This is a genomic window from Pseudomonas sp. HY7a-MNA-CIBAN-0227, from assembly GCF_040310325.1.
GTDB lineage: Bacteria > Pseudomonadota > Gammaproteobacteria > Pseudomonadales > Pseudomonadaceae > Aquipseudomonas.
Genome location: NZ_JBEOPT010000002.1, coordinates 369306 through 383139 on the forward strand (window position 1 = coordinate 369306; position 13834 = coordinate 383139).

Consider the following 13834-nt stretch of genomic DNA (forward strand, 5'->3'; position numbering starts at 1 on the left):
GCAGCAACTCTCAGTGCTGCTCACTTTCATACCGATCTAAGGTATCACTGGCGATTTGCCGGCCCAGTTCGATCAGCTCCGGCGCCTTGTAGAACTCGAAAAACCGGCACACCCGCTTGGGCACGTTGATCAGGATATCCGGCGGGTAGCCGGCGATCTTGTACTGCGCCAATGAGGTCTGCATCACCTCGAAACTCTGGTTGATCAAATCCAGCAGCGATGCAGGTCCTACATTGTCGATGATGAACGAACCCGTGGCGGACTTTGGCGCACCGGCCATTTCCGGGGCGGCGGCCGGTTGTTGGGCTTCAGGTTCGGCGGAGTCCAGCCACGGATTGATGTCGGCGGCCTGGGCCAGCAGGGCTTCCTGTTCCAGCAGCAACAACTGTTCGGCCTGCTTGCGGCGAAACGGCAAGTGCGAACCCAGCGACCGCACCAGGTTATCGAACCGGCTTTTGAAAGCGGGCGGGCGCTGGATCACCGGCAACTGGTAGTGCTTCTGGTTGGTGGAGTTAAGGTTGACCGCGATGATCAGGTCGCAATGGCTCGACACCACGGGCACGATGGGCAGCGGGTTCAGCAGACCACCGTCCACCAGCATGCGGTTGCCCTGCATCACGGGCGTGAACAGGCTGGGGATCGCTGCCGATGCGCGCATGGCCTGATGCAGGCAGCCTTCCTGGAACCAGATTTCCTGCTGGTTAGTCAGGTCGGTGGCCACGGCGGTGTAGGGAATGCGCAGGTCTTCGATATTGATCTCGCCGACGATCTTGCGGATCTGCCCGAAGACCTTCTCGCCGCGTATCGCCCCCAGGCGAAAGCTGACATCTACCAGGCGCAGTACATCGAGATAATCGAGGCTTTCGATCCAGTTTCGATAGTCCTTGAGTTTGCCTGCGGCATAGATTCCGCCGACCACGGCGCCCATGGAGCAGCCGGCGATACAGGCGATGTCATAGCCGCGCTTTTCGATCTCTTCGATCACCCCAATATGGGCGTAGCCCCGTGCGCCGCCGGAGCCCAGGACCAATGCAACACGTTTCTTCATGACTCGTTCCTTCGCAAAACAGGTACCCACAATGCACCTATCGTGGGGGTTGCTTCAATCCTAGCTGACTGGAGCTATTATTTTTGTAAGCTGACCAGTTTGCTCGGGTATGCTCTGGCAATTGGCATTGTGCATTTCAGGCTGTGCGATGAGGCACTTTTTGATGTAGACAACGTCTACATCCCACGACTGTTTTTCTTTTCTTGAGGTGTCATTGATGAAAGCCTGGATGTGTTTGCCTGTGATCGTACTGGCGTTGGCTGGTTGTGCGGGAAAGACGGCCTATCGTGATAGCTGCGCTACGCAGTTGGACGCTGCCTGGCACGAGCTTGACCTGGCCAAGGCCGAAGGCTTTGCTGGCACTATCAGTTACTCCAAGGCCCTGTCCCTGCTGACCGGTGCCAAGACCCAGCAACAATTTGAAGCGTTCGAAGGCTGCTCCAACAAAGCTGAGAAAGCCCGTTTCTATATTCGTGAGTCTCGTGCCGGGCGTTGACCTGTAGCAGCTGCTGAGTGACGCGAGGCTGTGATAGTAGCTTTGTGCAAACAGGGAATTTATCGTTGAGGAGAGCAAAGGATGTCAGCCTTGGTGGATCAGTTAGTCGCTCAGGTCATTGGCCTGGAAGTGGGGTTGCTGAGCTGCCAGGCTCGCCTTGCTAATGTCACCGACGATGAAGCGCTGCATGACCTGCGCACCACGGTGCGGCGCCTGCGCAGTCTGTTGCGGCCGTTACGCGGGTTGCCCGGTGTTGAGCAACTCGAGGCGGCCGCCAGCGGCGTCGGCCAGCTGACTACACCGTTGCGGGACCGTGAGGTATTGGCGGCCTATCTTCACCTCCACGGCCATCACGAGGCGGCTGGCCGGCGTACCCGTCAACAGCCGGAGGCCTATCGTCAGGTGGCCCAAGGCTCGGAACTGGCGCAACTGTTGTTGATCATTGATGCATTCCCTCGCTTTACCCGCGCTTCCCAGCGCCAGAAATTGCTCAAGGGCCTGCGCCCGCGTATCGAAAAACGCCTGGCCAAGCAATGGCAGAAACTGGACGAGGCATTACACGACCCCAGCCACGATCGCCATCGCCTGCGCCTTTTGATCAAGCGCGTGCGCTATGCAGCCGAGGCGTACCCGCAACTGGGCAAATTGCCTGCGAAGGCGATGTCCCACCTCAAGTCCGCCCAAGGGGCATTGGGTGATTGGCATGACTGTTGGCAGTGGCTGGCCCAGGCCAAACACCAGGCAGACTTGCAGCCTTGTGTTGCGGTTTGGCATCGGACTATGGCCGAGGCCGAAGGGCACGCTGATCGGGTGTTGGATAAGCTGAGTGCGGATTGTTTCTCAAACAAGGCTTAGTCCGCGGCTTATCTGTCCGGGTTTTTGGCCGGAATAAGTGCTGTACCGCGCAGCTTGGGTGGTTAAGATCCCTCAATCGTTTTTCTGTCGATTGAGGTTGCCATGCGCTTTAGTGATTTGCTTGACGCCGCTCGCCATAATCCTTTGGATGTGTCGATCCCTGCCGAATGGGCCCAGGGCCGTGCCACCTTTGGCGGGCTGGTCGCCGCCTTGCAATACGAAGCCTTGCGCGCTCGTGTGCCAGATGATCGTCCACTGCGATCGTTGGCCATTACCTTTGTCGGTCCTGTGGCACCGGATGTATCCGCACGTTATGAAGTCGAAGTGCTGCGTGAAGGCAAGGCGGTCAGCCAGTTGCTCGGCCGCGTTGTGCAAAACGGTGAAGTGATGACCCTGGTGCAGGCCAGCTTCGGCGCCTCGCGGGAGTCTCAGATTAGTGTGGTGGCCGAGCCTGCACCCACCTTCAAACACTGGGATGAATGCCAGGAGTTGCCCTATATCAAAGGCGTGACACCCGAGTTCATGCGTCATCTGGCAATGCGTTGGAGCGTCGGCGGCTTGCCGTTCACCGGCAATAAGTCTCGCGACATGGGCGGCTGGGTGCGCTTGCGTGGGGATGTGAAAGAGGAGCCGCTGACCGAGGCGCATATCCTGGCGCTGGTGGATGCCTGGCCGCCAGCCTTGTTGCCGCACCTGAGCAAACCGGCGCCGGGCAGCACCTTGACCTGGACCATCGAGTTTATCCAGCCACTGCAGCAAGTCAGCACCCTGGACTGGTGCCAGTACCACGTTGAGATCGAACACGCCCGCGACGGCTATGGTCATGCCGCGGCCGCGCTGTGGAGCCCGCAGGGTCAGTTGATCGCGCTGAGCCGCCAGACCGTGGTGGTGTTCGCCTGAATCCAGTTAGTGCCGGTGGCGCTGACGCCAGGCCTGCCACCAGGCACCGCTCAAGACAAAGCGTGGGAAGGTGACAAACTGCTCGACCATCAAACGTTGCACGGCGTCTTTGCGATCACTGAACGGCTCGCTGGCCTGGGCTTCCAGGCTGTGGCCATGACGTTGCAGTGCCAGGCCGGCCAGCACGCCGACCACGCCGATGGCAAAACTGGCCAGGCTCAGGCTGAACACCCCAGACACAATCAGCAAAAAACCGATGATGAACAGCGGTACGGCAATCAGGTGCAATACCAGATTGGTCGGGTGCTGGTGGTTTTGCGGGTAGGCGCGCCATTGCCAGGCGGGGAGATTGGGATGACGTTTGCCCATGATGGTGAATCCTCTGTCCGTTGAAACAACTTGAACAGAGTTTAGGTCGGGCGGGGAGCTTGGGCGAATCAAGGCTGGCTATGAGGGTTATAGCTTCGCCAACCTTGAACACTGTTACAGCTTCAACTGCCCAATCGCCTTGTTCAATTCCCCGGCTAATGTCGCCAGCTTATTACTGGTAGTCGCTGAATCCAGCGTCTGTTGCACGGTGTTTTCGGTGACATCACGGATACTCACTATCGCCCGATTCATCTCTTCGGCGACGTGGCTTTGCTGTTCGGCGGCGACGGCGATCTGGGTGTTGCTCTCGCGCATTTGCGCCACGGCACTGGTGATTTGCGCGAGTGCAGCGCCAGCTTCCTGGGCTTGTTGCACACAATCATCGGCCTTGAACGAGCTTTCCTGCATAAAGTCCACCGCGTCCCGAGTCCCGGCCTGCAAGTCCGAGACCATGCGGGTGATTTCATCGGTGGAACTTTGCACCCGCTTGGCGAGGCTGCGCACCTCGTCGGCGACCACGGCAAAGCCTCGGCCCATTTCCCCGGCACGGGCGGCTTCGATGGCTGCGTTGAGGGCCAGCAGGTTGGTCTGTTCGGCGATGCTGTGGATCACGTCGACCACGGCATTGATTTTCTGACTGTCCTCGGCCAGTTTCTGGATCGTCTCGGCGGTCTGCTGTACGCCTGTGGAGAGCCCGGCAATCGACTTTTGTACACGGCTCACCACTTCCTGGCCGCTGCCGGCGAGGGTGTCGGCGGTCTGGGACAAGTCGCGGGTAGCACCGGCGTGCTGGGCGATGTGATACACGGTGGCGGTCATTTGATTGATCGCCGTAGCGGCTTGGTCGGTTTCGCTTTGCTGGCCAAGCATACCGTGACGAACTTCATTCATGCTGCTGGCCAGGCGCGCGGCGCCGTCGTCCAACTGCTTGGCGGTGTATGCCACGGTATTGACCACCCGTTGATAGCCCGCCTGCATGGCGTTAAAGGCACTCGCCATTTGCCCGACCTCGTCCTTGCAGGCCAAGGGCACGCGGGTCGATAGGTCGCCGGTTTTTTCCACGTGCAGCATCACGTCTTTCAAGGTGTTGAGGTGGCTGAGTAGAAAGCGGATCAACAGCTGCGAGGCGCAAAGCATCGCCAGCATCAGGATCATTACCGCCACCGCATAGTTGGCGAAGCGCTCGGTGAACACCTGGCTCAGGCTGGGCCCATAGGCCAGCACGGCCACTTGCTGGCCGTCTGGGCGAGCGACCACTTCGGCGCCTATCAATGGGTTGTCGCCGAACAGCGGCATATGGCTGAACTCGACCCAACCGCTGGCCGTGCTCAGGGCTGAAAGATTCTGGTCCGCCAATTCCGGGATGTGGCCACGGCGATAGGTCAGCCAGTGTTCGCCCTTGGGCAGCGTTTGCCCGGCGGGCCAGGCGCTGAACAATCGTCCTTGAGCCTGGGCCGAGGCCTGGGAGGCGTGGCTGCGTGCCTGTTGCTCCAATTGCACGGCGTACAACACCAGCAGCAGGGTGGTGATGAAGGCGACGGCATTGACGGCCCAGAACTTGTACTTCAACGATATATTGCTAAGCCAGGCACCCATGGAAGGTTTTCTCTGATAGCGGAAACAGCATTGGCAAGGTGCCAGTATTATGCCGCTATTCAGTGAAAGGGTTTTGATATGGGTCAATGAGTCGCGTCAATTCGGCACAGGCAAGTCAATAACAGGCAATCCGAAAAAGTCCCTGGCGCAGGCGGTGCTGTGTTGGGCCAGGTCTTCCACACCTTCTTCCCGATGCAAGGCGACCTCACGCAAGACTTCCGGCAGATAGGCCGGCTCGTTACGGCCATTCTTCGGCTTGGGCCGCAGCGTGCGCGGCAGCAGGTAGGGCGCATCGCTTTCCAGCATCAGGCGACCCCTTGGGATTTCCCTGACGAGAGGATGCAGGTGCGTCCCACGGCGCTCATCGCAGATCCAGCCGGTGATGCCAATATGCAGGTCCAGGTCGAGGTAGCTGAACAGGGCCCGCTGTTCTCCGGTGAAACAGTGCACCACCGCCGCAGTCAGGTGATCGCGGTAGTCCCGCAGGATTTCCAGCAGGCGCTGGCTAGCGTCCCTCTCGTGAAGAAATACCGGCAATTTCAGCTCTACAGCCAGGGCCAGGTGCTCTTCGAGGACTTTTTCCTGCAGGGCGCGTGGCGAGAGGTCCCGGTTGAAATCCAGCCCGCATTCGCCGACGGCACGCACGCTGCTTTCCTTGAGCAATCCGCGCAATTGTTGCGCGCTGTCGGCGTTCCAATCGCTGGCGCTGTGGGGGTGAATGCCGGCGGTGGCAAACAACCGTTGGCCGCTTTCATCCAGCCGTTGGCACAATTCTAGGGCCTGTTCACTGCCTTCGATGCTGGTGCCGGTGAGGACCAGTTGGCTCACCCCGGCGGCGTAGGCGCGGTCGAGTACCGCCTGGTGCTTGTCGTCAAAACTTGGGTTGGTCAGGTTGACGCCAATATCAATGAGTTGCATGGTGCTATCTCCGCCTGCGGCCGGAAAGCATATCAGAGCTGTAGATTTATAAGAAAAGCCAAGAACTACAACGAGTTAAAGCTGTCTTTGAATGTCGTGAGTGGTGCTGTGGTTGGTCGAGTGCCTGCTACTGTGCCACCTTTGTGCCCAAAGCCTGCGCTCACAGCGCTCTGTTTCTGTCCCCCAACGCTTCGTATTTCTCGACGCAATGGGCAGTATCCTTTCCGGAGAGCGGATGATCCGACCCTCGGTGTTGCTCATGCTGTGCCTGACGTTACTGCTGCCCCCGGCGGCGGTTGCGCGTCTGGACGGGCCGCTGGAAGTGACCAAGCCGAGCAAGGTTCGTGATCTGGCCGAGATTCGCAGCAGTCGAACCTTGCGGGTGCTGGTCAACCAGAGCCGCAACAGCTCCGGCGAAGTCCAGGGCCAGCCCATTGGTGTCGAGTACCATCGCCTGCGGGCCTTCGAGCAATACCTCAACGGCCACGCCCGTGACGGTCAGGAAATCAACCTCAAGATCATTCCCAAAGCCAAGGATCAACTATTGGGCGCGCTGGCCCGTGGCGAGGGTGACCTGGTGGCGCCCGGAGAACTACTGGACGCCAACGCAACGCACAAGATCAGCACCAGTGACCCGATTGTCAGCGACGTGCCGCTGTGGCTGGTGGGGATCAAGGGTGAGCGACGGTTTACCCGATTGGAGCAGTTGTCCGGCCGAACCCTGGCCCTGACCACCGGCAGCGCGGCAGGGGAGGCGGTGAACCAGATCAACCAGAAGCTGGTGCTGCGCAAGCTGCCGCCGGTCAAGGTGGAGTGGGTTGATCCCAGCCTTGCGGTGGAGGACGTGCTGGAGATGGTCCAGGCCGGTATCTTTCATCTGACTATCGTCGAGAAGCCGATTGCCGAGCGCTGGTCGAAAATCCTGCCCAAACTGCGTTTCGATCGGCAAGTGGCAATCAGCGAACCGGGCGAAGAGTACTGGTTCGTGCGGCAGGACGCCTCGATGCTGCGGGCGAGCATCGACCGCTTCCTAAAAACCTACAAGACCCCGTCCGATCAGGATGTGGCGTTCCAGCGCATCTACCGGCGCCTTTATCAAGTGCGTTACCCATTGGCGCGGGCTGATCGCCAGCGTCTGGAGAAGCTGCGCCCGGTCCTGCAAAAACACGCTCGCGAGCAGGGCATGGACTGGCTGAACCTGGCGGCGCTGGCCTTCAAGGAATCGTCCCTTGATCCAGGCGCTAAAAGCGGCAGTGGCCCCACTGGCCTGATGCAGATCACTCCGTCGGCGGCCCAGCGGGTGGGGGTCAACAATATCCAGACTCTGGACAACAATGTGCAGGCGGGCGCGCGCTACCTGGCGATGATCCGCCGCAAGTTTTTTGCCAGCCCCAAGCTCAATGAGCGTGAGCGCATGGCCTTCGTCCTGGCGGCCTATAACATGGGGCCGGAGCGGGTACAGGGTATGCGTGCCGAGGCGCGGCGCCGAGGCTTGAACCCCAACCAGTGGTTCTTCCAGGTTGAGCGCATTGCCATGGAGCAGGTAGGAATGGGCGGTGTCAGCTATGTTAATAGCGTTAACAAGTACTACCTGGCGTTCGATCGGGAGCGGGACTCCCTCGAGCCGCCAACGCCGAAGATCGCCTCACGCAAGTAATCGACAAATTAGATATTAATAAGGCGATATTTCGGCTTTTATCATTGCATAAACTGATTAATATAGCGGCCAACCCACCCTACCTTGAAAAGGATTCCCAGCATGAGCCCATTGATCAAAAGCGTTCTGTCCACTCGCGCCGGCTACGGTCTGACGGTTCTGCGGATTTTTGTCGGCATCATCTTCGCCGCCCACGGTTCGCAAAAGCTCTTCGGCTGGTTTGGCGGTGGCGGCCTGGCCGGTACGGCGCAGTGGATGGAAAGCATCGGCCTGGCGCCAGGTACCTTGATGGCGCTGTTGTCGGGCGGTACTGAGTTCTTCGCAGGCTTGGCACTGATCATCGGCCTCCTGGCTCGCCCGGCGGCGCTGGGCCTCACCATCGTGTCGCTGGTGGCGATCTTCTCGGTGCATATCCATAACGGTTTGTTCATGGCCAACAATGGCTACGAGTTCGCCCTGGCGCTGTTGGGCGGTACTGTTGCGGTGCTGTTCGAAGGTGCTGGCAAATTGTCTGCCGACCGCGCTATCGCCAACTGATTAAGCTGCAAGTTCTCCCAAAGGCCCGCCCCGTGCGGGCCTTTTCGTTGATCGGAATTCTTGACACCTCCCCATCGGCTTCTCTAGGATGTTGCCCATGCGCCGATTTAAACAGCTAATTGCGGGGCGCCACAGGTGACTCAATACAGTCCCGACAGAAACCTGATCCAGGTTTCGAAATACCGCTAAAGCGCTGGTTCGGTGTTGCCTCCCACCTGCCTGCAGACTTTTGAGGCAGAGACACGACACGATGAATGCACCTCACCCTCTTTTACGCTTGGCCCCGATCACTGCGGACCTGACTCAGCGCAACCCGAAAATCCTCTTGGGTGGTAAGCACCAGCCGACGTTATTGCGTTACCTGGATGGCTGGCCCCGTCGCACCGGCCGGCCTTCGGCTTTTTTGATCCAGTTTGTCGAGGACGGCGAGTCACTTGCCCGCTTTGCCACTAACAGCTTTGACCTGGCGGTGGTTCAGGCTCCCTGCGCGGCCGATGCTGCCGAGGTTATCCGCCACTTGACTCGTATTGCACGGCAAGGACTGATCACGCGACGTTAATCAGGCCCTTGCCTGATACCACTCGAAAACTGCCAACGATCAGTAAAACGCTGCTGAAGGTGGATGCTGAATACGCCGACGAGACATAAAAATCCCCAGGCCAATCAGACTCAGCATCAGCGGCACTGCAATAATGTTGAGCAGCTTCACGTTTCGTTCCAGGGTGTTGACCTTCCTGTAGGCCTCTACTTTCAGCGCATGAAGCTCCCTGGGCAAACGCAGGCGCTCCTTGTTGAGTGCTTGTAGCAACGAATGGGTGTTGACGGGCTGGGTGCCCCATGACGGCAATGGGTTGTTCAGGGATTGCCATTCCTTTTCCGTTTGCTCCAGGCGTTGTTCCAGGAACGCGGCTTTTTCCTGGTAAGACCGTGCGGCATCCCTGCGTAATTTCCCCAACAACTGCAGTTGCTCTCGACTACCTGTACGAGGACGAATTCCCATCAGCGTGCCGGGGCTGGCCAGTTGATCCAGAGTATTCAAGATAAACGTCGCATTACCTGAGCGAGGCGCTTGGTGCCCATTGCTGTTTTGTGCGGATGCCCATACGCGATCACTGAGTAGGTCGGTGTCGGCAACTACCACTACATGGATATCGGCGGCTTTCTGTAACTGGGCTTTCTGCCCGTCGAAGCCGTCAGGGAACGCAGAATACGCTGGCCCCTGGATACGGGCCGCTATTACGTGGCGTTGACCACGGGCGGCCGCCTCGCGGAGCACTGAATCAAACGCGCCATGCACGGCGAAGCGCTCAATTTCAAACAGAGCGGCTTTCCCGGAGCTCTGGAGCAAAGGGGTGAAGGATGTACGGCTTTTTTTGAGTGGCGTAAGAGCGCCACTGCTCAATACGGTCACATTGTCCAGTTTCCAGGCGCTGACATCGTTCTGCGCCAACGCCTCCCGGGGCAGGGTAAGCGCCGCAGGGTGGCGTACGGGAAGTTGCCCACCAACAAGAACAGCCGGTGTTGCGTAGAGACTGTCGGCCAACACTTTATTCGCAGGCATCTGCACGCCCCATGCCGCCAGCAACCCTTGCAGGCTGGAAGATGAAGCCGGGGTTTCGACGTTCGAGTCCAGGTCGCTGGATGGATCGATAAACATCATCAGCTTGCCTCCTCCCAGCACGAATTGATCAATCGCAAACAGGGTTTGCTCGGGCAGTCGAGAGGGTTGAACCAGCATCAAGGTGTTGACGTGTTCAGGAATATGTCGGGTTTCCTGGCCCAGACTCATGAGCTTGAACTGCCGACGGATTTCTTGCAGCAGTTGCCAGGGCGGTGTGCTTGCCTTGCCACGTTCATCCCGACTGCCATCCATGGGCAGCCCGGAGATCAGTCCAATCACGGGCTGTTGCGGGTTAGCGACTTTATGAATCAGATGGCTGATTTCATACTCCAGAAAGGCCTCCTGTTCAGGATTGAAAAAATCGATTCTTTGCGTGCCATGGTCCGCGCGGGTGCCGATCAAGCCGAAAAACCCTTGTGTACTGTCCAAGCCAAATAACCCGGCCTTGTATTCATCTTCGGAGAAGGGGGCAGGATCAATCAGGTGCAGGTTGATCTTGCCATTCGCTACCTTTTCATACTCCCTGAGCAGTATCGCAACGCGCTGGCCATGGTTTTTCAAGGCTTCACTTTTCTGGGGATGTTTGCTTGAGTTGAAAAAGTAGAGATCCATGGGGCTCTCAAGCGAGGTGAGCAGGGTGTTCGTAGCGTCGGACAGGCTATGGATTTTTTGCTCTGAAAAATCCAGCCGCAGGTTGGGAAGTTTCAGTGCCCACACCAGATTGAAGGCGAGGAAAAGCAAGGGTATGACAACTATTGTCACGCTAAAACTTATGGAGTTGCGCATTAGGTTTTCCTTTCTCAACCTTTTCTAAAATTTAAAGTGACGCTTGTTGCGGTGAGAAAAGCGAAGATCATACTTACGAAATACAACATGTCATGCAAGGGCATAAGGCCATTCTCGATGGCGCTAAGGCGTGCCGGCGGGTTCAGGGAAATCAAACTTTCGATGATCCAGACAGGTGTGTGATGATCCAGGGCGTCCAGCACCGAAGATAAAGCGCTGGCGGTGATCAATAAACCCATGGTGACGGTGAAAATAACAAGCCGGTGACGTGTCAGTACACAAATAAAACAACCCGCCGAAAGGTAACCGCCAGCCAATAACCAGCTGCCCAGGTACTGGAATGCGATAACCAGATTGTCCGCCGTGCCTAGATAGTTGATAGTAATAACTATCGGGAAGGTCAATAACAAGGCCAGTCCAGAAACCAGCCACGCAGCGAAAAACTTGCCTGCAACCAATTCGAAGGCCGTCACCGGCAGTGTATTCATAAAAGCAATGGCGTTTTCATTGCGTTCATCTGACCAAAGGTGTGTGGCGAGAAAGGGAATCAGGAATAGGTACAGCCAAGTGTGAAGCTTAAAGAAAACATGCAAATCCGTCACTCGCTGTTCAAGAAAATTTTCTGAATGGAAGCCGAGTACTGCGTTGCCTGTCAAGAAAGCCGAAATACTGAAATAAGTTGCCGGTGTAGAAAAATAACTGGCGAGTTGACGCTTGAGCATTACGGGTAGAAGTCTCACTTTAACGCCTCCTGGCTTAGTTGGTGAACGACGTCATTCAGACGTCCAGACTCCAGACTCAATGAGTCGATTTTCCAGCGACGATTGGCAATCAGCGCGCTGACATGGGGGTAAATGATTTGGCCCGGCATCGCCAGTACCGTCACGCAGCCAGGTGTGTGCCGGTCCTCTTCGATACCGGCTACGCCAGGCAATACCGCCAGAGCCAGCAGGTCCAGCGGGGTTTCAGCTGCAAGTGTGACTGCCTGGTAGTAGCGGGAGCTGCGCTGCAGTTCGGGCAGGGGGATGTCTGTCAGCAAACGGCCGCCAGCAATGACCAGCGCGCGGGTGCAGATGCTGGACAGCTCTTCGGGGTTGCGAGAGGCAACGATCACGCTCATCTCATTGGTCAACGACTTGATGAGCATCCTGACCTTGTTTTTTTGATAAGCGTCGAGGCCCTCTGTAGGTTCATCTAGTAATAGCAGTTTGGGATCATGCACAATGGCCTGGGCAATGGCCACTTTGCGTTTCAACCCTATGGACAGTGTTTCAATCGGGCATTTAAGTGTTCGCCAAAGCTCCAGTCGGGCGACGGCTCGGTCAACCATCTTGCGTTTTTCCATGCCACTGAATCCGCGAATTTCAGCAATGAAGTTGAGGAATTCTTTCACTGTCATGGTGCTATGGCTGACCGTGGACGCTGGTTGATAGCCAATTATTTTTTTTACCTGGAGAGGATGCGTTCCAATATCCAAGTCCAGTATTTTTATATGGCCGGAACAGGGCTGAATTGAGCCAGCCAATAATTTGATTAGAGTTGTTTTGCCAGCACCATCGTTTCCAAATAGTCCTACACACTCCTGGCCTTTGGCGCAGAATGAAAAGTCACGGATGACGGCCTTTCTGCCAAGGTATTTTGTTAGATTTGTTATCTTGATCATTAAGCTTTTCTACTGAATAAGTTTGGCAAGAATCGCTGCATTGACGAAGCCTCGATTAACCTGGGTGAGGGCAGGTTGTGAGTTGTCGGAAAGTAAAAAATTGAAAAGTCTTGATCAGGTGATGCCAGGCATTTGTTTGTTAAAAAATAGTACGTTCAATAGGCGATCTTGGAAATGCCAAAGAGGTTGAATAAGGTAAGTCCTACATGTGACTCGATCATGCGCTGAAACAATTGCCTTGTTATTGGCGTTTGTATGACTGTCAGTTTTTTATCTGGCACATATAGGAAGTTTTACCGTAACGGAGCCCTATTCCATGATGCTTCTACGTACTCTTGTTCTTGAACACTCTGGTCATGACACCCCGGTTAATGGTGCATTGCTCTGTGGTTTCGCTGTACCGAAGACGTCCTCAAACTATCTTGCCTATAGCCTGGATGAAGAAATGGAGCCCGGAAGTTCTCGGGTGTACATCGCGGCGTTGCGCAAAAAGTCGGAGCGGTATTTTCTTGGAAGCATTGATTCCATGGAGGATCTGCAAGTGGCGATGCACGTCTTCAAGCAAATCCTCACCCTGGCGGCGGCATCTGGCATTAAAACCGGGAACGCGGCAGAGGCTCAGGTGCCTTACCATTTCATTGATCTGAAGGGCAGCAAACTGCCACCTGCCCGGCCAGAGGATCACCACTCGCTGGTGATCAAGAAGGCGCTGGTGATGAAGGTCATCACTCTGGGAACTTCAGTGACCGGTTTGCCTGCTATCGAAAGCACTGAACTGATCGTCCCCTCTATTCGTTTCTCTTCAAAAATGGTGTCTCCTCCAAAGACTCCGAGCCGTCCTGAACCCGCATTGCCGGCGGTAGTGCAGGCTCCCATAATCGTCCCCGCACCGACGCTGCCAGTTGAGGAGGTGCCGCCAACCCCGCAGGCCCCGCCATCGCTGTTTGAAGTAGACAGTACGCTGACCAATCTTGCCCGTGTGGCTCAGGAGTTGACGAAACAGAAACTCGCCGTACTCCAGCAGGAAGAAGCGCTTGAGCAGTTGACCCAGACCTTGAATGCCCGTGAAGAACACCTGGTCCATGGGGCGCAGGCGCAACAGACCGAACAGCGTCGCCTGGACGAATTGGCCCATCATCTGGATAGCCTTGCGGCTCGGTTGCAGACCGATGATGTGGCGACTCACAAAAAAGCGGAACAACTGGCGACCGGATTGGCGCATTTATCAGTCTTGCGGGACAGTCTCAGGGACGTATTTCATCGTCTGGACGAAGCCCTGGAACCCGTGGCTGAGGCTGATCAACCCCTGGATGAGGGCGTGCAGGGGCATCCAGAAACCGTCTGACGGGTGCTTTTCCTGATGGGCGTCGTCATCAGGTCTGGCTACT

14 protein-coding genes are annotated in these 13834 nt (G+C 56.9%); 7 read left to right on the top strand and 7 right to left on the bottom strand.

Annotated features, from left to right (window positions below):
* Positions 1-10: 10 nt before the first annotated feature.
* Positions 11-1048, bottom strand: a complete 1038-nt coding sequence (locus AAEZ06_RS04910; RefSeq protein ID WP_149414334.1) for a patatin-like phospholipase family protein — start codon at positions 1046-1048, stop codon at positions 11-13.
* A gap of 217 nt (positions 1049-1265) precedes the next feature.
* Here AAEZ06_RS04910 and AAEZ06_RS04915 point away from each other — a divergent pair, with 217 nt between their 5' ends.
* The 3 genes from AAEZ06_RS04915 to AAEZ06_RS04925 all read left to right on the top strand — a co-directional run bounded on the left by AAEZ06_RS04915 (position 1266) and on the right by AAEZ06_RS04925 (position 3299).
* Positions 1266-1544, top strand: a complete 279-nt coding sequence (locus AAEZ06_RS04915) for a hypothetical protein (RefSeq protein ID WP_133098887.1) — start codon at positions 1266-1268, stop codon at positions 1542-1544.
* 81 nt (positions 1545-1625) lie between these two features.
* A complete protein-coding gene (locus AAEZ06_RS04920) occupies positions 1626-2399 on the top strand; it encodes a CHAD domain-containing protein (protein ID WP_350613078.1) in 774 nt (257 codons plus the stop codon).
* 102 nt (positions 2400-2501) lie between these two features.
* Positions 2502-3299, top strand: a complete 798-nt coding sequence (locus AAEZ06_RS04925) for an acyl-CoA thioesterase (RefSeq protein ID WP_350613080.1) — start codon at positions 2502-2504, stop codon at positions 3297-3299.
* A 6-nt stretch (positions 3300-3305) separates the two neighbouring features.
* Here the strand turns inward: AAEZ06_RS04925 and AAEZ06_RS04930 are convergent, their stop codons facing one another.
* From AAEZ06_RS04930 to AAEZ06_RS04940, 3 genes are all read right to left on the bottom strand, one after another.
* A complete protein-coding gene (locus AAEZ06_RS04930; protein ID WP_350613082.1) occupies positions 3306-3668 on the bottom strand; it encodes an Mpo1-like protein in 363 nt (120 codons plus the stop codon).
* A gap of 114 nt (positions 3669-3782) precedes the next feature.
* Positions 3783-5264, bottom strand: coding sequence for a methyl-accepting chemotaxis protein (locus AAEZ06_RS04935; RefSeq protein ID WP_350613084.1), 1482 nt, complete (start codon positions 5262-5264; stop codon positions 3783-3785).
* 96 nt (positions 5265-5360) lie between these two features.
* Positions 5361-6182 carry a TatD family hydrolase gene (locus AAEZ06_RS04940; RefSeq protein ID WP_350613086.1) on the bottom strand — a complete coding sequence of 274 codons (822 nt, stop codon included), beginning with the start codon at positions 6180-6182 and terminating at the stop codon, positions 5361-5363.
* A 235-nt stretch (positions 6183-6417) separates the two neighbouring features.
* Here AAEZ06_RS04940 and AAEZ06_RS04945 point away from each other — a divergent pair, with 235 nt between their 5' ends.
* The 3 genes from AAEZ06_RS04945 (at position 6418) to AAEZ06_RS04955 (ending at position 8935) form a co-directional block, all read left to right on the top strand.
* Positions 6418-7839, top strand: a complete 1422-nt coding sequence (locus AAEZ06_RS04945; RefSeq protein WP_350613088.1) for an MltF family protein — start codon at positions 6418-6420, stop codon at positions 7837-7839.
* Positions 7840-7941: 102 nt separating this feature from the next.
* Positions 7942-8376, top strand: a complete 435-nt coding sequence (locus tag AAEZ06_RS04950; protein WP_350613090.1) for a DoxX family protein — start codon at positions 7942-7944, stop codon at positions 8374-8376.
* A gap of 250 nt (positions 8377-8626) precedes the next feature.
* Positions 8627-8935, top strand: coding sequence for a class I SAM-dependent methyltransferase (locus tag AAEZ06_RS04955; protein ID WP_350613092.1), 309 nt, complete (start codon positions 8627-8629; stop codon positions 8933-8935).
* Positions 8936-8974: 39 nt separating this feature from the next.
* Here the strand turns inward: AAEZ06_RS04955 and AAEZ06_RS04960 are convergent, their stop codons facing one another.
* From AAEZ06_RS04960 to AAEZ06_RS04970, 3 genes are read right to left on the bottom strand one after another with little or no spacing between them, the layout of a single operon-like run.
* Positions 8975-10783, bottom strand: coding sequence for a Gldg family protein (locus tag AAEZ06_RS04960; protein WP_350613094.1), 1809 nt, complete (start codon positions 10781-10783; stop codon positions 8975-8977).
* A 14-nt stretch (positions 10784-10797) separates the two neighbouring features.
* A complete protein-coding gene (locus AAEZ06_RS04965) occupies positions 10798-11523 on the bottom strand; it encodes an ABC transporter permease (RefSeq protein ID WP_350613096.1) in 726 nt (241 codons plus the stop codon).
* Positions 11520-12446, bottom strand: coding sequence for an ABC transporter ATP-binding protein (locus tag AAEZ06_RS04970; protein WP_350613098.1), 927 nt, complete (start codon positions 12444-12446; stop codon positions 11520-11522). The genes AAEZ06_RS04965 and AAEZ06_RS04970 overlap by 4 nt, the downstream gene beginning before the upstream one ends.
* Before the next feature lie 316 nt (positions 12447-12762).
* Between AAEZ06_RS04970 and AAEZ06_RS04975 the strand changes: the two genes are divergently transcribed.
* On the top strand, positions 12763-13791 hold the full coding sequence (locus tag AAEZ06_RS04975) for a hypothetical protein (protein ID WP_350613100.1): 1029 nt from the start codon (positions 12763-12765) through the stop codon (positions 13789-13791).
* The last annotated feature ends 43 nt before the right edge of the window (positions 13792-13834 follow it).